Annotated in this window: 16 protein-coding genes; 8 read left to right on the plus strand and 8 right to left on the minus strand. The window is 68.8% G+C overall.

What is annotated here, in order from left to right:
- Window positions 1-1,539, plus strand: coding sequence for a histidine ammonia-lyase (gene hutH / locus QQY66_RS31045; protein ID WP_301987557.1), 1,539 nt, complete (start codon window positions 1-3; stop codon window positions 1,537-1,539).
- A gap of 46 nt (window positions 1,540-1,585) precedes the next feature.
- Here hutH and QQY66_RS31050 read toward each other — a convergent pair whose 3' ends face one another.
- Window positions 1,586-2,371 (minus strand): hypothetical protein, encoded by a 786-nt coding sequence (locus QQY66_RS31050; RefSeq protein ID WP_301983574.1) that lies wholly within the window; start codon window positions 2,369-2,371, stop codon window positions 1,586-1,588.
- 41 nt (window positions 2,372-2,412) lie between these two features.
- Window positions 2,413-2,718, minus strand: a complete 306-nt coding sequence (locus tag QQY66_RS31055; protein ID WP_301983575.1) for an LPXTG cell wall anchor domain-containing protein — start codon at window positions 2,716-2,718, stop codon at window positions 2,413-2,415.
- Window positions 2,719-2,875: 157 nt separating this feature from the next.
- Here QQY66_RS31055 and QQY66_RS31060 point away from each other — a divergent pair, with 157 nt between their 5' ends.
- Both QQY66_RS31060 and QQY66_RS31065 read left to right on the plus strand, forming a co-directional pair.
- Window positions 2,876-3,187 carry a hypothetical protein gene (locus QQY66_RS31060; RefSeq protein WP_301983577.1) on the plus strand — a complete coding sequence of 104 codons (312 nt, stop codon included), beginning with the start codon at window positions 2,876-2,878 and terminating at the stop codon, window positions 3,185-3,187.
- A gap of 216 nt (window positions 3,188-3,403) precedes the next feature.
- Window positions 3,404-4,666: an Ig-like domain-containing protein gene (locus tag QQY66_RS31065; protein ID WP_301983578.1), complete on the plus strand. Its 1,263-nt coding sequence runs from the start codon at window positions 3,404-3,406 to the stop codon at window positions 4,664-4,666.
- A gap of 494 nt (window positions 4,667-5,160) precedes the next feature.
- Here the strand turns inward: QQY66_RS31065 and QQY66_RS31070 are convergent, their stop codons facing one another.
- A complete protein-coding gene (locus QQY66_RS31070; protein ID WP_301983579.1) occupies window positions 5,161-8,454 on the minus strand; it encodes a S8 family serine peptidase in 3,294 nt (1,097 codons plus the stop codon).
- Between the two features lie 230 nt (window positions 8,455-8,684).
- Here QQY66_RS31070 and QQY66_RS31075 point away from each other — a divergent pair, with 230 nt between their 5' ends.
- The gene (locus QQY66_RS31075; protein ID WP_301983580.1) at window positions 8,685-9,434 is read left to right on the plus strand and encodes an SDR family NAD(P)-dependent oxidoreductase; all 750 of its coding nucleotides are present in this window, start codon (window positions 8,685-8,687) and stop codon (window positions 9,432-9,434) included.
- A gap of 53 nt (window positions 9,435-9,487) precedes the next feature.
- Here QQY66_RS31075 and QQY66_RS31080 read toward each other — a convergent pair whose 3' ends face one another.
- Window positions 9,488-10,189 carry an ABC transporter ATP-binding protein gene (locus QQY66_RS31080; protein WP_301983582.1) on the minus strand — a complete coding sequence of 234 codons (702 nt, stop codon included), beginning with the start codon at window positions 10,187-10,189 and terminating at the stop codon, window positions 9,488-9,490.
- Window positions 10,190-10,428: 239 nt separating this feature from the next.
- Entirely contained in the window at window positions 10,429-11,853 is a 1,425-nt protein-coding gene (locus QQY66_RS31085; protein ID WP_301983583.1) for an ABC transporter permease, read from the minus strand.
- Window positions 11,854-12,014: 161 nt separating this feature from the next.
- On the opposite strand from QQY66_RS31085, the gene QQY66_RS31090 reads away from it, so the two are divergent.
- Window positions 12,015-12,785, plus strand: coding sequence for a group II truncated hemoglobin (locus QQY66_RS31090; protein WP_301983584.1), 771 nt, complete (start codon window positions 12,015-12,017; stop codon window positions 12,783-12,785).
- 4 nt (window positions 12,786-12,789) lie between these two features.
- Here the strand turns inward: QQY66_RS31090 and QQY66_RS31095 are convergent, their stop codons facing one another.
- Window positions 12,790-13,704 (minus strand): helix-turn-helix domain-containing protein, encoded by a 915-nt coding sequence (locus QQY66_RS31095; RefSeq protein WP_301983585.1) that lies wholly within the window; start codon window positions 13,702-13,704, stop codon window positions 12,790-12,792.
- 170 nt (window positions 13,705-13,874) lie between these two features.
- Between QQY66_RS31095 and QQY66_RS31100 the strand changes: the two genes are divergently transcribed.
- Both QQY66_RS31100 and QQY66_RS31105 read left to right on the plus strand, forming a co-directional pair.
- Window positions 13,875-14,915 (plus strand): NAD(P)-dependent alcohol dehydrogenase, encoded by a 1,041-nt coding sequence (locus QQY66_RS31100; protein WP_301983586.1) that lies wholly within the window; start codon window positions 13,875-13,877, stop codon window positions 14,913-14,915.
- 122 nt (window positions 14,916-15,037) lie between these two features.
- On the plus strand, window positions 15,038-15,421 hold the full coding sequence (locus QQY66_RS31105) for a VOC family protein (RefSeq protein ID WP_301983587.1): 384 nt from the start codon (window positions 15,038-15,040) through the stop codon (window positions 15,419-15,421).
- 25 nt (window positions 15,422-15,446) lie between these two features.
- Here QQY66_RS31105 and QQY66_RS31110 read toward each other — a convergent pair whose 3' ends face one another.
- Entirely contained in the window at window positions 15,447-16,361 is a 915-nt protein-coding gene (locus QQY66_RS31110; RefSeq protein WP_301987558.1) for a DUF5829 family protein, read from the minus strand.
- Window positions 16,362-16,690: 329 nt separating this feature from the next.
- Between QQY66_RS31110 and msrA the strand changes: the two genes are divergently transcribed.
- A complete protein-coding gene (gene msrA, locus QQY66_RS31115; RefSeq protein WP_301983588.1) occupies window positions 16,691-17,203 on the plus strand; it encodes a peptide-methionine (S)-S-oxide reductase MsrA in 513 nt (170 codons plus the stop codon).
- 104 nt (window positions 17,204-17,307) lie between these two features.
- On the opposite strand, the gene QQY66_RS31120 is transcribed toward msrA, so the two are convergent.
- Window positions 17,308-18,426: a hypothetical protein gene (locus QQY66_RS31120; RefSeq protein ID WP_301983589.1), complete on the minus strand. Its 1,119-nt coding sequence runs from the start codon at window positions 18,424-18,426 to the stop codon at window positions 17,308-17,310.
- Window positions 18,427-18,451 lie beyond the last annotated feature (25 nt).

An 18,451-nucleotide genomic window follows, 5' to 3' on the forward strand; every position in this document is an offset into this window, starting at 1 on the left:
ATGCACACTGTGGTGGTGGGGACGTCCGGGGCGACCGCGTCCGACGTTCTCGCCGTGGCGCGCGCCGGCGCCCGGGTCGAGCTCTCCCCGGAGGCCGTGGCCGCGCTTGCCGCGGCCCGCGAGATCGTGGAGGCGCTGGCGGCCAAGCCCGACCCCGTCTACGGCGTGAGCACCGGCTTCGGCGCCCTGGCGACCCGGCACATCAGCCAGGAGCTGCGGGCCCAGCTGCAGCGCAACATCGTCCGCTCGCACGCCGCCGGGATGGGGGCGAGGGTGGAGCGGGAGGTCGTACGAGGCCTGATGTTCCTGCGCCTGAAGACCCTCTGCTCGGGGCACACCGGTGTCCGGCCCGAGGTCGCGCAGACCATGGCCGACCTGCTCAACGCCGGAATCACCCCCGTCGTGCACGAGTACGGCTCCCTCGGCTGCTCCGGCGACCTGGCTCCGCTGTCCCACTGCGCCCTGACGCTGATGGGCGAGGGGGAGGCGGAGGGCCCGGACGGGACCCTGAGGCCCGCCGCCGAGCTTCTCGCCGAGCACGGGATCCGGCCCGTCGAACTCCGTGAGAAGGAAGGCCTCGCCCTCCTCAACGGCACCGACGGCATGCTCGGCATGCTGGTGATGGCCCTCGCCGACCTCGACACCCTCTACAAGTCCGCCGACGTCACCGCCGCCCTCAGCCTCGAAGCCCTCCTCGGGACGGACAAGGTGCTCGCGCCCGAGCTGCACGCCATCCGGCCGCACCCGGGCCAAGGCGCCTCCGCCGCCAACATGCTGGCCGTGCTGAAGGGCTCGGGCCTGACCGGGCATCACCAGGACGACGCGCCCCGCGTCCAGGACGCGTATTCCGTGCGGTGCGCTCCGCAGGTCGCCGGCGCCGGACGCGACACCATGGCCCACGCCCGGCTCGTCGCCGAGCGCGAACTCGCCTCCGCCGTCGACAATCCCGTCGTACTGCCCGCCGGACGCGTCGAGTCCAACGGCAACTTCCATGGCGCGCCCGTGGCTTATGTCCTCGACTTCCTCGCCATCGCCGCCGCCGACCTCGCGTCGATCGCCGAGCGCCGTACCGACCGGCTGCTCGACAAGAACCGCAGCCACGGGCTGCCCCCGTTCCTCGCGGACGACCCGGGGGTGGACAGCGGGCTGATGATCGCTCAGTACACGCAGGCCGCGCTGGTGAGCGAGATGAAGCGGCTGGCCGTACCGGCGTCGGCCGACTCGATTCCGTCCTCCGCGATGCAGGAGGACCATGTCTCCATGGGCTGGTCGGCGGCTCGTAAGCTGCGTACGGCCGTCGACAATCTGACCCGGGTCGTCGCCATCGAGCTGTACGCCGCCACGCGCGCCGTCGAGTTGCGCGAGGGGCTGACCCCGGCGCCCGCGTCGCGGGCCGTCATCGAGGCCGCACGTGCGGCGGGTGTGGCGGGTCCCGGTCCGGACCGGTTCCTGGCGCCCGATCTCGCGGCGGCGGACGCGTTCGTACGGGACGGGCGGCTGCTGGCGGCCGTGGAGTCAGTCACCGGGCCGCTCCAGTAGGACGGGTGAGGGGCCCTGCCGTACGACCGGAGCAGGGCCCCTCGGATCACTTGAGCTTGGCCGCCTGCGCGTCGACCACGGCCGAGGGGACCTCGGCCGCCTTGCCGGTGCCCATCTGCGCGAAGTCCACCGTGTAGTACGTCGAGACGGTGCCGCCGTGGCGTAGCACCCGCGTGTTGAAGGTGGCCGTGCCCTCGCCGTCCATGTCGGAGTCCACGGAGAACGCGACGGACTCGTCGCCGCCTGTGGGGGCCTGCTGGGAAGAGACCTTGGTGATCTTCTGGGTCTCGCCCTGGGCGGTGATGGTGAACCCGCCGGAGCAGGCCGCGATGCCGTCGGAGACGGCCTTGATCGCCTGCGCGGCGCCGTCGCCTTCGTATGAGGAGAGGCCCACGAAGGTCATGTTGACCGAGAAGGCGTTCTCGATGTCGGCCTCCGTGAGCTCCTCGGCGGACTTGGCGGCGGCGTCCGACGACGGGTCCGCGGTGACCGTGTTGCTCACGCTCGCGTCCGTGTCACCCGGCGCGAGACCGGCCATGGCCCAGGCGAGCGGCGCGCACGCGGCCTTGTCGGTCTTCACGACGCTCTTGGACTTCGGCAGGGTGTCGTCGCCGGTGGCGACCTTGTAGCCCTTGATCTCGCCCTCGGCGAGCAGCAGCTTCTCCAACTCGCCCGCGCTGCGCGCCTTGGCGGCCCGAGCCGGCGCGGCGGACTCGGAGCCGAGCGCCTTGGAGCCGCCCGACTCCTCGGTGGAACAACCGGTGACAAGGGCGAGCGCCAGCGTGCTCACGGCGACCGTGGCGGCTGTGCGCGCGCCCGATGATCTCTTCATGGGCGGACTATGCGGCCCAAGTCAAAGACACGTCAAGTGGGTTAAAAACCCAGTCGCTCACGCCGTACCGAATACACCACGAACCCGGCACCGAGGGCGAGGCAGAACGTCCCGCCGATGACATACGGGGTGGTGTCGAAGCTTCCGGTGTCGGCGAGTTGAGTGCCGTCGGCGGAAGCCTCAGTGGTGACCCGGGCCTGCGTGGTGACCTGCGACGTCGGGGGCGCCGAGGGCTCCGCTCTTGCCGGGCCGTCCATCGTCGCGTTGGCGGACGGAACGAACCACAGGGCACCCAGCAGGGTGCCCGCGGCGGCGGCGGTCAGCAACGGACGGCGAGCGGATGACACGGAATATCGATCCCCTTGTGGCGCTGGCGAATTGGCCGTGTGAGGCGATGTTAGTGAAAGGCGAGGGTCACGGGAAAGTCACGGGGGCTGTAGGCCGTACGCTCCGGGCATGAGCACTGCAGAGACATCACGATTTGTACGGCTTCGCGTGGAGCTCGTGATCGAGGTCGACGACGCCGACGACCTCACGAAAGCGGCACTTCAGCGCATCGCGGATCACGCTGATATGCCGCAGGACGAACGGGTACACGCACAGAGCGCTGTGACGGAAGACACGGCGGAGGCCCTCGCGTATCTCGTGGACCCGTTCGACCTGGTCAGCGAGGTGCCGGGAATCGAGCTCCAGCAGGCCTCCTGGAGCAGTGAGCAGATCGAATACGACCCGGAGTCGCCCGAGTGGGACCTCGACGAGGATGATGGCGACTACGGCGACGGTGACGAGGAAGACGCCGAGAAGGCGGTCGGCTGACGCTGCTTGGGAAATTCGTGACCCTGGGCGGCAACCGCCGTCCGGGGTTTCGTCGTCTCAGGGGGCGCACTGACCGACATGGACACCACCCGCCCCGCGAACGTGGTGTGCCCCACACATCCGACGGATGTGGAACGGGACGAACCGGTCTTGGCGTTTATGTTTCTTACGGATGTTGGTTAACGGGGACACTCGGGGTTTGGGGATTCGGCAGCGATGGAGAAGCGTGTGATGACGAACAGTAAGCGGCGCAGGGGCCTGATGGCCGCGTCCGCACTGCTCGGCGGTGTCCTGGTGCTCTCGGCCTGTTCCGGCGGCGACGGCGACGCCTCCGGCGGGGGCAACGACACCTCGCAGGCGAAGGTCGACGAGGCGGCGGCCAAGAAGACCTCCGAGGCCCAGATCAAGATCACGCCGAAGGACGGCTCGGACAACGCCTCCATCAACAAGGGCACCGCCGTCACCGTGAGCAAGGGCACGCTCACCGAGGTGAAGATGACCACGGACGACGGCACCGCCGTCGAGGGCGAGATATCCGCCGACAAGACCAGCTGGAAGCCCAGCGTCCAGCTGGAGCGGTCCACCACCTACAAGGTGACGGCGGAGGCCAAGGACTCCGAAGGCCGCGTCGCCCACGAGAACGCCTCGTTCTCCACGGTCTCCCCGGACAACAGCTTCCTCGGCTACTTCACGCCGGAGGACGGCTCCACGGTCGGTGTGGGCATGCCGGTGTCGCTCAACTTCGACAAGGCGATCACCAACAAGGCGGACGTCCAGAAGGGCGTCACCGTCACCTCCAGCAGCGGCCAGGAAGTCGTCTGCCACTGGTTCAACGACACCCGCATGGACTGCCGGCCGGACGAGTACTGGAAGGGCGGCTCCACCGTCACGCTGAAGCTCGCGCTCGACGGCGTCGAGGGCTCCGAGGGTGTCTACGGCGTCCAGCAGAAGACGGTCACCTTCAAGATCGGCCGCAACCAGGTCTCCTACGTCGACGCCAAGACCAAGCAGATGAAGGTCACGCAGGACGGCAAGACGATCAAGACCATTCCGATCTCCGCCGGTTCGCCCGAGAACAAGACGTACGAGGGCCAGATGGTGATCTCCGAGAAGTTCAAGGAGACCCGGATGAACGGCGCGACGGTCGGTTTCACCGACGATGACGGCAAGGGCGAGTACGACATCAAGGACGTCCCCCATGCCATGCGCCTGTCGACCTCCGGCACGTTCATCCACGGCAACTACTGGGGCGCCAACTCCATCTTCGGCAGCGTCAACACCAGCCACGGCTGCGTCGGCCTGAACGACACCAAGGGCGCCAACGACAAGGGCACGGCGGCCTACTGGTTCTACAACAACTCGATCGTCGGTGACGTCGTGGTCGTCCAGAACACCGGCGACAAGACCATCGCCCCGGACAACGGCCTGAACGGCTGGAACATGGACTGGGCGCAGTGGAAGGCGGGGTCGGAGGTCTGACGCCGACCTGTGCGCTGACGCGCTGACTTCAGTCGACTGAGGGCGGTCACCCGATCGGGTGGCCGCCCTCAAGTTTCGCTTCGAATAAGGGAGTTGCCGGTAATATCCGGCATGTGACGCGCCTCGGGTGCGCCTCCCTTGTTCGGTGGGACGTCACGCCAAGCCGAAACCGACTCTCATGTGTCGGCTCACCCGGTTGCTGCCGGAAGCGTGGGCCAAGCATGTGAGGAGGTGGTGGCTCACCAGGTAGCGGGAGATCCCCAGTAGTACTAGGGACCTCCCGCCGAGCTCCTGAGTGAGCTGGAGCCCCTGTCACGGTTTTTCTTCACCCGGCCGTGGCGGGGGCTTCGTGCTCCTAGGAAAGTACATCCCGGCCCTCCGCCGCAACCCCGACTCGGCCAGTCGGCGATCAGTTCGACTTGAGTGCCGCGATGATTCGGGCCCTTCGAGATTCACTCTCGAAGGGCCCGATCCTGTGGTCCGATCTCAGCTACTCACTTGCCGTAGTACGCGTTGTAGATCGAGATCGTCGACTTGTTGTTCTTCTTGTCGGTGATCTTGGCGTGGAAGGAGATCGCCTTCCCCTTCGCCGGGTTCTTCACGGTGATCTTGCCGCCCGAGACGGTGACCTTCTTCCAGGTCTGGCCGTAGTCGTACGACACGTACACCGTCAGCGACTTGAGGTTGCTGCCCTTGGCCGAGCCCTGGACGGTGACCGGGATCTTGACCGTCTTGTCGGCCTCGACGCGGCTGTCCGGGCCCGTGGCCGCGCTGAAGCGGACCGTGGACGCGGGGAGCTTGGCGAAGTCGGCGGACGGCTTCTTGGAGCGGAAGGTCCAGCTCGCGTCGATCCGCGTGGACGCGGCGGCGACCTTGACGCTCCGCTTGACCGACGTCGTCAGCTTGTACTCGGCGTCGCCGGACGGGACCTTGAACCTGTCCTCGCCGAGCAGCGGGTCGTCGTTGCTGCCGACCTTGGTGCCGTTGCGGTAGAGCGAGGTGTTCACCGAGGTGAACAGCGACGAGCCCGCGTGTCCCACGCTGTCCGCGAACAGCGGCAGGTACCCGTAGATGTCGTTGCCCTCGCGGAACAGCCCGAACTGGGAGTTCAGATGCGGGCCGAAGACCGCCCGGTTGAAGGTCTTCTTGTAGGTCTTGCCACCCTGGAACTTCTGGAAGTTGCCGAGCGTGTAGGACGCCTCCAGGATCGGGAAGCCGTCCGCGTCCGTGCCGCCGTACTGCTGGACGTCGTACGTCCACTCGATCTTGTCGGACGTCGACAGGTACAGCGTGCGTGTGCCGGGCAGCTTCTGCTCGACCGGGTTGCCGATGACGACGTCCTCGGGGAAGGCGCCGACCGTGAGGATGCCGCCGGTCTTTCCGGCGGTGGCGGCACCGATGTCGTTCTTCACCTTGGCGAGTTCGCCCGCCTTGAAGTGGCGGACCTTGTCGCCCTGGATCTTCTTGACCTTGGCGGTGGTGGCGACGTCGTACTCGGTGTCGTCGCCCTTGGTCCACTGGCCGTTCCAGGTCTGGGTGAGGCCGCTGACCTCCCCGCCGAGGTGGGCCATGCGCAGGTCGGCGAAGGAGTCGAGGCCAAAGCTGAAGCCGCCGCCCGCTGCCTCGTAGCCGTAGCCGATCATGCCGAACGTCTGCTTGGCCGCGGCGTCCGGCACCGTGATGTCGGCCGCCTTGGTCTTACGGGCGTCGATCGTCACCGAGGTGTCCTTGGTGACGGTCAGCCTCGGCTGCACCAGCCAGTCGAGGCCGCCCTCGAAGGTCACGAAGTCCTTCGCGATCCAGGCGTCCAGCAGATAGGTGCCCTTGGCCACGCGCATGGTGGTCGTGCCGGACTCGGAGGCCGGGACCGAGTAGTTGCGGTTCGCGCCCAGGCCCGCGTAGCCGAGCAGCACGGTGTTGTACTCGGACGGCTGCCCGTCCTTGCCGATGTGCTTGACCTTGAGGTCGTACGACTCGACCTCACGCTGCACCGCGGCCGCCGTACGGACGCTCTGGCCGCCGCCCGTCGCCGTCACATAAGCCGAGTACGCACCGTCGACGGTGCCGCCCAGCTTGGTGTTGACGGACATGTCGACGCTGGCCTTGCCGCCCGCCGGGACGGTCACCGTGGTGGCACCCAGCTTGAAGAAGCCGGCCGGAGCGGCCTGCCCCTTCGGGTTGGTCGCCGTGGAGGTCAGCTTGAGCGTGACGGCCGTCGTACCGAGGTTGCGGTACGTCAGCTTCTTGGTGACCGGTGTGTCGTCGGTGTGCGGCCACTGCTGCGTACCGAAGCTCACCGACACCGGGTCGGCGATCACGGTCTGCTTGATGGCCTTGTCGACCTGGATGCGGCCCGAACCCTGCTGGAACGGCGTGTACTTGCCGCCCTTGGTGGAACCGGTCAGCGCGCCCTTGATCTCGGCGTAGGTCCAGTCCGGGTGCTGCTGCTTCAGGATCGCCGCCGCGCCCGCGACATGCGGGGTCGCCATCGACGTACCGTCGATGGTCAGGTAGCCGGCCGGGTTCTCGCCGACTTCCTGCGCGATGACGCTGCCCTTGGCCGAGGCGGCCGTGATGGCCACGCCCGGCGCGGTGACGTCCGGCTTGATGGCGCCGTCACCGGTGCGCGGGCCGGTGCTGGAGAACGGGGCGAGGACGTCCTTGTCGTCGACGGCGCCGACGGTGAGCGCGGCGTCCGCGGAGCCGGGCGAACCGACCGACTCCGGGCCGGAGTTGCCCGCGGCGATGGCGAAGAGCGTGCCCGTCTCGGCGGAGATCTTGTTGACCGCCGCCTCCAGCGGGTCGATCTCCGGGGTGTCGCCGCCGCCCAGGCTCATGTTGATGACGTCGGCGCCCTGTGCGGCCGCCCACTCCATGCCGGCGAGGATGCCGGAGTCGTCACCGAAGCCGTTGTCGTCGAGGACCTTGCCGTTGAGGATCTTGGCGCCCGGAGCGACGCCCTTGTACTTGCCGCCCGACTTGGCGCCGGTGCCCGCCGCGATGGACGCGACGTGCGTGCCGTGGCCGTAGCGGTCGGTGGCGTCGGCGGCCGTGGTGAAGTTCTTGGACTCCACGACCTGGTTCTTCAGGTCGGCGTGGGTGGCGTCCACGCCGGTGTCCAGGACGGCGATCTTGACGCCCTTGCCGTCGTAACCGGCCGCCCATGCCTTGGGGGCGCCGATCTGCGGCACGGACTTGTCGAGGCTGGCCTTGCGGACCCCGTCGAGCCAGATGTGCGCGATGCCGGAGGCCGTCTTGTCGCCGTTGGTGACGGCGTCCCACAGCTCGGGCATGTCCTTCTGCGGCGTCTGTACGGCGTCCGCGTTGAGGGAGGTGAGGGTCCTGCGGAGCGTGCCCGCGTCCCGGACGTCGGACTTGGCGGCGGTGGCGGCGCCCTTGTAGCCGATGATGACCTTCAGGCCGTTCTTCTGGGACGAACGGGTCGCGGTCTTGTTCAGCTCGGTGATGTCGAACAGCCGCTGGTCGAGCTTGCCGGCGGCGACCAGTCGGGCCGCGTCGGCGGGTATGACGAGCGTGTGTCCGTCGGCTTCACGGACCTGCACGGGTATGTGCTTGCGCCCCTCCGCCCGCTCCAGGCCCACCACTTGGCCCTTCGCGTCCACGGCGATCCGGTCACCCGTGATGAGGGTGATGCGGTGGGGCGCGGCGAGCTTCGCGGAGCCGGTGGCACCGCTCTGCTCGGGTTCCGCCGACGCCGGGCTGGTCATGCCCGCTGCGAGGGCGACGGCGGCCGCTGTGGCGACAGTGGCCGCGCCTGCTCTTTTCACTTGTCTGCGCAAATTTCCCCCTACCTGAGGTACCGGGCGAATTCCCTGTTCACCCGGCGGGGGGTCGTCTCGTACGCATGTGCGTGCGCTCCCCCCGGATGACGCAGTATGCCGGGGGGTGATCAGGCCCTCAATAGAGATCTCAAGAGAGGTCTCAAGATGGATGTCGAATTCCGGCCACCGGTCTCGACGTACCCGGGAAAGACGTATCCGGGGAAAGGGGAGCGGACATGCTGCTGGAGAACAAGGTGGCCGTGCTGTACGGCGCCGGGGGGCCGATCGGAGGCGCGGTGGCGCACGCCTTCGCCCGCGAGGGCGCGCGGGTCCATCTCGCCGGACGCACCGCGAAGAAGCTCGACGAACTGGCCGACGAGATCCGTGCGGAGAACGGTGTGGCGGAGCCGGCCGTCGTCGACGCGCTCGACGAGCGGGCGGTGGACACGTACGTCGACGGCATCGCCGCGCGCGAGGGACGGATCGACATCTCGTTCAATGTCATCGGCTACGGCGACGTACAGCAGCCGCTGACCGAGATCACCGTCAGCGACTTCCTCCGGCCGATCACCAACGCGATGCGCAGCCAGTTCCTCACCACCAGGGCCGCGGCACGCCATATGACCCGGCGCGGGTCGGGCGTGATCCTCGCCTTCGGCGGCGGTGGTCCGCAGACCCTGCCCGGACTGGGCGGCTTCAAGATCGCCCTCGATGCGCTCGAAGGGCTGCGGAGGCAGTGGGCCGTCGAACTCGGTCCGCACGGCATTCGCGTCGTCACCCTCAAGACGGGCGGCGTGCCGGAAACGCTGCCCGCCGGGTTCGACGGCGCCCAGGAGATCATCGCCTCCATCGAGCGGGACACGCTGCTGGGGCGTGCGGCGACGCTGAGCGACGTCGGGGACGTGGCGGCGTTCGTGGCGTCGGACAAGGCACGGACGCTGACGTCGACGGACGTGAACATCTCGTGCGGGGCGATGGTGGATTGAGGGCGGTGACGCCGTGAGTGGACCGCCGGGTCCCGCCCTCCGGGAAACGGCGGTCACGCACAGTCGTCGGTGCCCTGGACCGCGTTCTCCTTGACCGTGATGCGGCCCTTCTCGATGGTGGCCAGGCGTGGGGCCTTCTTCGCGATCGCGGAGTCGTGGGTGACCATGATGAAGGTGAGCCCGAACTCCTTCCACATGGATTCGAGTACGTCCATGATCTCGTCGCGCATCGACTCGTCGAGGTTGCCGGTGGGTTCGTCGGCGAGCAGCACCTTCGGTTGCTTCACCAGCGCCCGGGCGATCGCCACGCGCTGCTGCTGGCCGCCGGACATCTCGCCGGGCAGATGCGTGCGGCGTTCGCCGAGGCCGACGGAGTTCAGTGCGTCCGCCGCTCGGTCGCGCCGCTCGGTCGCCTTCACGCCGAGGGGGACGAGGGCGGTCTCGACGTTCTCCTGTGCGGTGAGGGTGGAGATCAGGTTGAACGCCTGGAAGACGAAGCCGATGTTTTCGCTCCGGACCTTTGTGAGGCGGGTTTCGGGGAGTTTGGCCAAGTCGGTGCCGTCGAGCACGACTTCACCTGCGGTGGGCCGGTCGAGGGCGCCGAGCATCTGGAGGAGGGTGGACTTGCCGCCGCCGGTGGGGCCCTGGATGACGAGGCGGTCGCCGTCGGGGATGGTGAGGTCTACGGCGTCGAGGGCGTTGATGGATTCCTTGCCTCGGGTGTAGCGCTTGGTGACGTTTCTGAGTTCGTACATGTGGGTTGCTCCTGGGTTGGGTTCGGGGGTGGTTCGGGTTGTGTTCGGCTGCGGGTGAGTGAGGGCTGGTCGCGCAGTTCCCCGCGCCCCTAGGGGGTTGCAGTCCCGTTGGCCGCCGAAGCGGGCCTGCGCAGCTGCGGGCAGTCGTGCCGCCTGGGGCGGCACGGGTGGGCGCAGGCGGCACCCCGTCAGCGCCGGGCTGCGCGACCCACCCCCGGCCCAGCCACAGCCGGCGTCAGCTACTCGACGCGGCGCAGTGCGTCCGCCGGGCGGAGCCGTGACGCTCGCCAGCCGCCGAATGCTCCCGCGATCAGACCGCCCGTCACCGCAAGGGCAACCGCGAGGGCAACGGTCGTAAGACTGACGGGCGCGGTCAGCGCGACGTCGAGTGTCGTGGACGATGCCTGCCGCTCCGGACCGCCCCCCAATCCACCGCCGCCCAACTGCGCCTGCAACGTGGGGCTGATGGCCGTCACCACATACGCTCCCGCCAAGCCCAGCGCGATCCCCAGCGCACCGCCCAGCAGCCCGTTGACCATCGCCTCTCCGACGACCTGCCGGGTCACCCGCCCCGACTTCCACCCCAGCGCCTTGAGCGTGCCGAACTCCCGCACGCGCCGGGACACGGCCGACGACGTGAGCAGCCCGGCGACCAGGAACGCCGCCACCAGCACCGCGATCGACAGCCACTTGCCGACGCCGGCCGCGAGGTCGGACGCGGTGGAGAGGGAACCGGAGACGGTGTCCGCGAGATCGGCGGAGGTCGTCACCGTCGTACCGGAAATGTTCTTCTGGATCTCGGACTTGACGGAGTCGATCTGCTGGGAGTCGGTGGCCTGGACGTAGATCGTGGTGACCTTGTTCTTGGAGTCGCTGAGGGTCTGTGCCTGCTTCAGCGGGATGTAGAGGTTCGCCGCCGAGTCGCCGCTGTCGGCCGTGGCGATGCCGATGACCTCGAACTTGGTGCCCTTGATGGTGACCGTGGAGCCGGCCTTCAGCGACTTCTCCTTGGCGTAGGCGGAGTCGGCGATGACGACCTTGGCGTTGGTCTCCGACGACGTGAACGTACGACCGCTGGTGATCTTCGAGGAGGTCAGCGGACCGAGCGCCGGCTCGGTGACGTCCGTGCCGTAGACCGAGTAGCTGTCGACGTCGAAGTCGGCGCCGCCGCCCCGCACTTCGCCGCCCTGCGGCTGGCTGCCGCCGCCACTGCCACCACCGCCGCCACCACCGCCACCGTCCTGCTGGAACTGGCCGGGGGTGAAGTTGCCGTTCACCTTGATGACCTGGAGGCTGAGGCCGCCGACCGCGTCGGAGACGCCGTCCTGGTCGCCGACCTCGGCGATGGTGGAGTCGGCCAGGGTCTCGAAGCCCTGCACCATGACCCGGTCGCTGCTCTGCTCCTCCTCGCCGTTCTGCGCGTCGAACCGGAAGCGAGGACGCTGCCCTGAACCATCCGATGATGCCGGGGCCGCCTTGGTGACGGTCATGTCCGTGCCGAGCCCGTACAGCGACTCGAGGACCTTGTCCTGCGCCTTCCCCATGCCGGACGACACGGAGTTGACCACGATGACCAGCGCGATGCCCAGCGCAAGGCCGGAGGCGACGACGAGGGCCGCCTTTCTGCGGCTGCGCAGCTCGCGTCTCAGGTAGGTGAAGAACATGTGCCGCAAGCTAGGTACGCACCGTGATGAAGGAATAAGCCCGGCATAAGAGATGCATGAGAAGGCTGTATGTGACCCGGGAACCAACTTTCGCTGAGCGCTGAGCGGACGCCCCGCCGGAGGAGCAGCTTCCGGCGTACCGCCGTGCTTGTGTGGGTCCTATGACCGCGCACAGCGTCGAATACATCCGGTACCGCATCCCCGAGCAGCAGTCGGCGGAGTTCCTCGCCGCCTACACCCGAGCCGCGGCCCAGCTGGCGGCGGCCCCGCAGTGCGTCTACTACGAACTCGCGCGCTGTGAGGAGGATTTCGAGCACTTCATCCTGCGCATCACCTGGACCTCGACCGAGGACCACCTGGAAGGCTTCCGGAAGTCGGAGCTGTTCGCCGACTTCCTCGCCGAGATCCGCCCGTACATCGGCAGCATCGAGGAGATGCGCCACTACAAGCCGACGACGGTACGCGGCACGGGCGCGTCCGTCCCCACCCTGTACGCCTGGGCGGGCGGCACGGAGGCCTTCGCCCGGCTGACCGAGGTCTTCTACGACAAGGTCCTCAAGGACGACCTCCTCGCCCCGGTCTTCGCCGGTCTCGTGCCCGAGCACGCCGAGCACGTCGCCCGCTGGCTCGGCGAGGTCTTCGGCGGCCCGCCCGCCTACTCCGAGACCCAGGGCGGCCACGGCCACATGGTCGCCAAGCACTTCGGCCGGAACATCACCGAGCCGCAGCGCCGCCGCTGGGTGAACCTCATCCAGGACGCCGCGGACGAGGCGGGCCTGCCGACGGACGCCGAGTTCCGCTCGGCGTTCCTGGCGTATGTGGAGTGGGGGACGCGGCTGGCCGTGTACTTCTCCGGCCCGGACGCGAAGCCGCCCGCGGAACAGCCGGTGCCGAGGTGGACCTGGGGGGCGGCGCCGCCGTATCAGGGGTGAGCGGTCAGCCGGTCGCCGACCGGCCCGTACCCGCCTTCGTCGCGTCGGCTCCCCAGCTGGCCAGCAGCCGCAGCGCCTCCGCCGACGGTGACCCCGGCTCCGCGTGGTACGTGTTCAGGGTCTGTTCCGTGCCGTCGGAGAGGCGGAACGACTCGAAGTTCAAGGTCAGCTCGCCGACCAGGGGATGCCGCAGGCGCTTGACGCCGTAGCCCTTCTCCTTGACGTCATGGGTGGCCCACAGCCGCCGGAACTCCTCGCTCTTGACAGAGAGTTCGCCGACCAGCGCGGACAGCCGCGGGTCGTCCGGGTGACAGCCCGCGTCCATGCGCAGATAGGCGACCACGTCGGACGCCTTCTGGTCCCACTCCACGAACAGATCGCGGTACTCCGGCCGCAGGAACACCAGCCGTGCCCAGTTCCGCTCCTGCACCGGCAGCTCCGCCCAGTTGCCGAAGACCGCCGCCGCCATCCGGTTCCAGGCGAGGATGTCCGAACGCCGGCCCGAGGTGTACGCGGGCACCCCGTCGATCGAGTCCAGCAGCTGCGCCAGCGCGGGCCGTACCTGCTCCGTCCGCGTGGCCTGCTTCTTCTTGTGCTGCTTGGGCTTCGCCAGGTGGGTCAGATGCGCATGCTCGGCGTCGCTCAGCCGCAGCGCCCGCGCGATCGCGTCCAGCACCTCCGCCGACACGTTCCGCCCGTTGCCCTGCTCCAGGCGCGTGTAGTACGCCACGGACACCCCGGCCAGCTGTGCCAGCTCCTCGCGGCGCAGCCCCGGCACCCGGCGGTGCCGCCCGAAGTCCGGCAGCCCGACGTCCTCCGGCTTCAGCCGGGCACGCCGGGTGCGTAGGAACTCACTGAGCTCGGCACGCCGGTCCAGGGACCCGCCGGTCTCGTGCACGGGTTCGGGCTGTTCGTCCATGCCTCAAGTATTCACGGTCGTACGCACCGGAGCCTGACTCCAGCAGTAGTAGGAACAGTGAACGTACACAGAACTGTGGCCTGGGTGAATGTCGCCGCGTTCCGCACGCTGGACGTCGTGCCCGGTCAGAAGGCAGCCGGGCGCACATACCCCGCTAGGAGAACCCCGGCATGACCACTGTTGCTGCATACGCCGCACCCGCCGCCAAGGCTCCGCTCGAGCGCACGACGATCGAGCGGCGCGCGGTCCGCGAATTCGATGTGCTGATCGACATCAAGTTCGCCGGAATCTGCCACTCGGACATCCACCAGGCCCGCGAGGGCTGGGGCGAGGCCATCTTCCCGATGGTGCCCGGCCACGAGATCGCCGGCATCGTCTCCGAGGTCGGCCCCGGTGTCACCCAGTTCGCCGTCGGGGACCGTGTCGGCGTCGGCTGCATGGTCGACTCCTGCCGCGAGTGCGACAACTGCAAGGCCGGCCTGGAGCAGTACTGCACCGGTGGCCACGTCGGCACGTACAACGCCGTCGGCAAGGACGGCGAGCCCACCTACGGCGGCTACTCGGAGCAGGTCGTCGTCGACGAGAACTTCGTCGTCCGCATCCCCGACGGGCTGAAGCTCGACGAGGCCGCGCCGCTGCTGTGCGCCGGCATCACCACCTACTCCCCGCTCAAGCGCTGGAACGTCGGCCCCGGCAAGAAGGTCGCCGTCGTCGGCTTCGGCGGTCTCGGCCACATGGGCGTGAAGATCGCCCACGCGCTCGGCGCCGAGGTGACCGTACTGTCCCAGTCGCTGCGCAAGCAGGAGGACGGCCTGAAGCTGGGCGCCGACCACTACTACGCCACCAGTGACCCGAAGACATTCGAGGAGCTGAAGGGCACCTTCGACGTCATCCTGTCGACGGTCTCGGCCCCGCTGAACCTGGACGCGTACCTGTCCCTCCTGAAGTCCGAAGGCGCCTTCGTGAACGTCGGCGCGCCCGAGGAGCCCGTCTCGCTCAACCTCTTCTCGGTGATCGGCGGCGGCAAGACCCTCGCCGGCTCCATGATCGGTGGCATCGCCGAGACCCAGGAAATGCTGGACTTCTGCGCCGAGCACGGCTTCGGCGCCGAGATCGAGCTGATTGACGCGGACCAGATCAACGACGCGTACGAGCGGGTGCTGGCGAGCGACGTCCGGTACCGGTTCGTGATCGACACGGCGACGATCTGACGTCCGTCCGACGGATGAGGGCCCCGGAGCCGCACTGCTCCTGGGCCCTCGACGCACTCAGCCTCACCGCACGCGACCTCGGAGTAAGTTGATGGGTGAGGTTGCGTGAGGAGGCCCACACGATGACTGTCGAGCTGAACCACACCATCGTCGCCGCACACGACAAGAAGGCATCGGCCCGGTTCCTCGCCGACATCCTGGGACTGGAAGTCGGCCCGCCGTACGGCCCGTTCATCCCCGTCGAGATCCCCAACGGCGTGACGCTCGACTACATGGACACATCCGGCGAGATCACGCCGCAGCACTACGCGTTCCTGGTCTCCGAGGACGACTTCGACACGATCTTCGCCCGCATCCAGAACGCCGGCCTGACCCACTGGGCGGACCCGCACCACACCCGCCCCGGCGAGATCAACCACAACGACGGTGGCCGCGGCACCTACTTCGACGACCCGAACGGCCACAACCTGGAGATCATCACGCGGCCGTACGGGAGCGGGGGTTGAGGCGCACAGCGCACTCCCGGTGTCGCTATTCGGCGTCGCCGAAGGTCCACACGGCGCGGGCGCCCGGGCCGACGGCGAGCGTCGACCGCCCGATGCGTTCTTCGTGCCGGTGTCCCACGGGCCGGTTGAGCGACATCTCGACCTGCCGCAGTCCCACGTGGTCGCGCGGGGCGGCGTCGATCCGGATCGTGGTCCCGCCGCCCTTCGCCAGGACACCGCCGCCCGCCACCGGCCCGACCACGAACCCGCCGGCCCGCAGCAGCGGCACCGTGGCGGCGAGATCGCGTGCGGTGACCGCGAGCCGGACCGAGGTCACATCACGCATCAGACGGTCGCGGTAGCCGTCGGACAGATAGCGCTCACGGCCGACGTCACCGGGGTGGGCGGCCGGCTCGGTGTTGCTGCGCGGGTCGGCGAAGTACTCCGGCAGATACTCCATCCCCCAGGCGCCGAAGGCGTCGTACTCGGTCGTCGTGAAGAGGGCGTCGAACCACGGCACCGGTACGCCGTCCCCGAAGTCACGCGTCTGCCGGAACTCGACCGGCTCGGCGACGCCCTGCTCCCGCAGCCGCTCGGTCACCGTCGCCAGATCCCCGGCCCGCTCGGTCGACACACCCATCCCGGCGGAGCCGAAGTTGCCGTCCTGGCCGGGCAGATCGCCCACCCCGAACAGTTCAAGGTAGGTCTCGCGCCCCATCAGGTAGCGACCGGTCCAGGTCACTCCACCGGCACCGGTCGTCGTACGGACCTGGAAGTTGGCGAAGTCCCGAAGATAGGCCGAGTGCTCGACGGCGTCGGCGGTCTCCCGGTCGAGCACACCGTAGGCGTGGTTGTAGAACAGCAACTGCCGGTCGGACACCGGCCGGTCGGCTTCGGCCTGCGCCATCCCCGTACCCCCCTGGACCGCCGTCACAAGCGCCACGGCGAGCACCATCACCATCCGCACCATCCGGCGAAGCAGCATGCGAGCGATCGTAGGCCGGAGCCTCGGCGTCCGCTGCGGCTCGGACGGAATCGCCGGGGGGATGGGGTTTTTCATGAGCGCATCGATCCCCACGATGAGATCCGGGTGGGGTTCTGCCAGTGCGCTCGGTCACGTGCGCAGGTGCGCCGTGAGGTCCTCTCCCGTCGGATATGGCCCCGGCCGGTCGGACGGGTACGGAATCGCTGGGAACTCTCGCGCGTTGAGGCGGGTGGGCAGGGGATGCCGGTGGTGTGCGAGCCGAGCAGCCGCCCGAGTGACCGAGCTGACAGATATTGGAGGTCGCAATGGCTTCGCAGACGCAGAGGGCCGTGCTGGCGGGCGGATGCTTCTGGGGGATGCAGGACCTGATCCGCCGGCTCCCGGGCGTGACGGCGACCCGGGTCGGATACACCGGGGGTGACGTGCCGAACGCGACGTACCGCAACCATGGCACGCACGCGGAGGCCATTGAGATCCTTTTCGACCCCGAGAAGACCGACTTCCGCGCGATCCTGGAGTTCTTCTTCCAGATCCACGACCCGAGCACCAAGAACCGCCAGGGCAACGACATCGGCCTCAGCTACCGCTCGGCGATCTACTACGTGGACGACGAGCAGAAGCGGATCGCCGAGGGCACGATCGCGGACGTGGACGCCTCCGGACTGTGGCCGGGCAAGGTCGTCACCGAGGTGGAGCCGGTCGGCCCCTTCTGGGAGGCCGAGCCCGAGCACCAGGACTACCTGGAGCGCTACCCGGACGGCTACACCTGCCACTTCCCGCGCCCGGGATGGCGGCTGCCCGCCCGCGCGGAGGGCTGACCGCGCGAGACGGCCCGGCGGAGGGCGGCGGCTGAGACGGGCAAGACGGGCAAGGGCACCACAAGGGCCGGCGACCCCGATCCGGCAACGTCCCGGGAATTCCGTCAGTGCGGCAGCGTCGCCGGGCTGCCGCCGTTCGCCTCGTAGCCCGCCACCGCCAGCGCGCGGTACACCGCGAACTCGGCCGCCGGGTCGGTGGACAGCGTCCAGGGCAGGGCGCCCACATGGCCGTCGACGTGTATCAGCTGGTTCATGGCCTCGGCCCAGCGCTCGGAGCGGACCAGGAAGAAGACCAGAAGGTGGCGGACGTGGGCCAGCATCGGGTCGTCGGGGCGGGCCGCGTGGACGGCGAAGAGGGCGCCGTGGACCGCCTTCGTCACGACCTCGCTCTGGTAGAAGCCGCTGACCAGGTTCACCTCGGGCAGGTGCTCGAAGACCGCGAAGAGCGGCATCGCGGCGAGGAGAGATCCCCGCGGCGCCCGGGCCGCTGCCGCCTCCGCGAAGGACATCGCCAGCTCGCGCGAGCCGTGCCACTTCTCGCACCAGTAGTGCAGGGCGGCGATATGCGCCCCCATGTGGGCCGGCGCGCGGTCCAGGATCTTCAGCCAGAGCTGCTCGAACTCCGCCCGGGGGTAGGCCAGTCCACGGGCCACCGACAGCTCGACGATGTACGGGATCGGGTCACCGGGAGCCAGCAGCGCGGCATCGCCGCACGCCGCCTTCGCCTCCTCCATGATGATCCGGAACTCGTCCGTGCCGGGCGTCGACGTCCGCCACGCCTGCTGCACCAGGAACTCCGCGTGCACCGCCGCGCCGCCCGCGTCCTTGGGTGACTCGGTCCGCCACACCCGCAGCCACTGCCCGCCCGGCGTCTCGCCGACCCCGCCCGGCCGCTGGGTGAGCTCCAGCGACGCGGCGCCCGCGAAGGCCTGCACACGCTGCCAGCGCCGCTCACCCTCGGCCTCCGTGCCCGCGAGGAGTTGCGACGCCGCCCGGTAGTCCTGCGTGTGCTGCACCACGTCCAGGACGTCCACCAGGTCCTGGTCGGGGCCGGGCATGCGGATGTCCAGCTCCTCCTGCAGTACGAACCCGTAGTTCGCGGGGTCCGCGGCGTCCGGGTGGCCCGGCGCGACCTGCTCGATCACACCGCGCCTGCGCCGCAGGAAGGGCAGCAGTACGAAGCCGAGCAGCACCAGCGCCATCAGGACCCAGATAATCTCCATGCCTCCAGCGTTCCAGACGCCGCCG

The sequence above is a fragment of the Streptomyces sp. DG2A-72 genome, assembly GCF_030499575.1.
Classification (GTDB): domain Bacteria; phylum Actinomycetota; class Actinomycetes; order Streptomycetales; family Streptomycetaceae; genus Streptomyces.

Coding starts and splice junctions, on each gene's coding strand:
- hutH (WP_301987557.1), top strand. CDS start 1: ATGCACACTGTGGTGGTGGGGACGTCCGGGGCGACCGCGTCCGACGTT.
- QQY66_RS31050 (WP_301983574.1), bottom strand. CDS start 2,371: ATGAAGAGATCATCGGGCGCGCGCACAGCCGCCACGGTCGCCGTGAGC.
- QQY66_RS31065 (WP_301983578.1), top strand. CDS start 3,404: ATGGAGAAGCGTGTGATGACGAACAGTAAGCGGCGCAGGGGCCTGATG.
- QQY66_RS31075 (WP_301983580.1), top strand. CDS start 8,685: ATGCTGCTGGAGAACAAGGTGGCCGTGCTGTACGGCGCCGGGGGGCCG.
- QQY66_RS31080 (WP_301983582.1), bottom strand. CDS start 10,189: ATGTACGAACTCAGAAACGTCACCAAGCGCTACACCCGAGGCAAGGAA.
- QQY66_RS31085 (WP_301983583.1), bottom strand. CDS start 11,853: ATGTTCTTCACCTACCTGAGACGCGAGCTGCGCAGCCGCAGAAAGGCG.
- QQY66_RS31090 (WP_301983584.1), top strand. CDS start 12,015: ATGACCGCGCACAGCGTCGAATACATCCGGTACCGCATCCCCGAGCAG.
- QQY66_RS31095 (WP_301983585.1), bottom strand. CDS start 13,704: ATGGACGAACAGCCCGAACCCGTGCACGAGACCGGCGGGTCCCTGGAC.
- QQY66_RS31100 (WP_301983586.1), top strand. CDS start 13,875: ATGACCACTGTTGCTGCATACGCCGCACCCGCCGCCAAGGCTCCGCTC.
- QQY66_RS31105 (WP_301983587.1), top strand. CDS start 15,038: ATGACTGTCGAGCTGAACCACACCATCGTCGCCGCACACGACAAGAAG.
- QQY66_RS31110 (WP_301987558.1), bottom strand. CDS start 16,361: ATGGTGATGGTGCTCGCCGTGGCGCTTGTGACGGCGGTCCAGGGGGGT.
- msrA (WP_301983588.1), top strand. CDS start 16,691: ATGGCTTCGCAGACGCAGAGGGCCGTGCTGGCGGGCGGATGCTTCTGG.
- QQY66_RS31120 (WP_301983589.1), bottom strand. CDS start 18,426: ATGGAGATTATCTGGGTCCTGATGGCGCTGGTGCTGCTCGGCTTCGTA.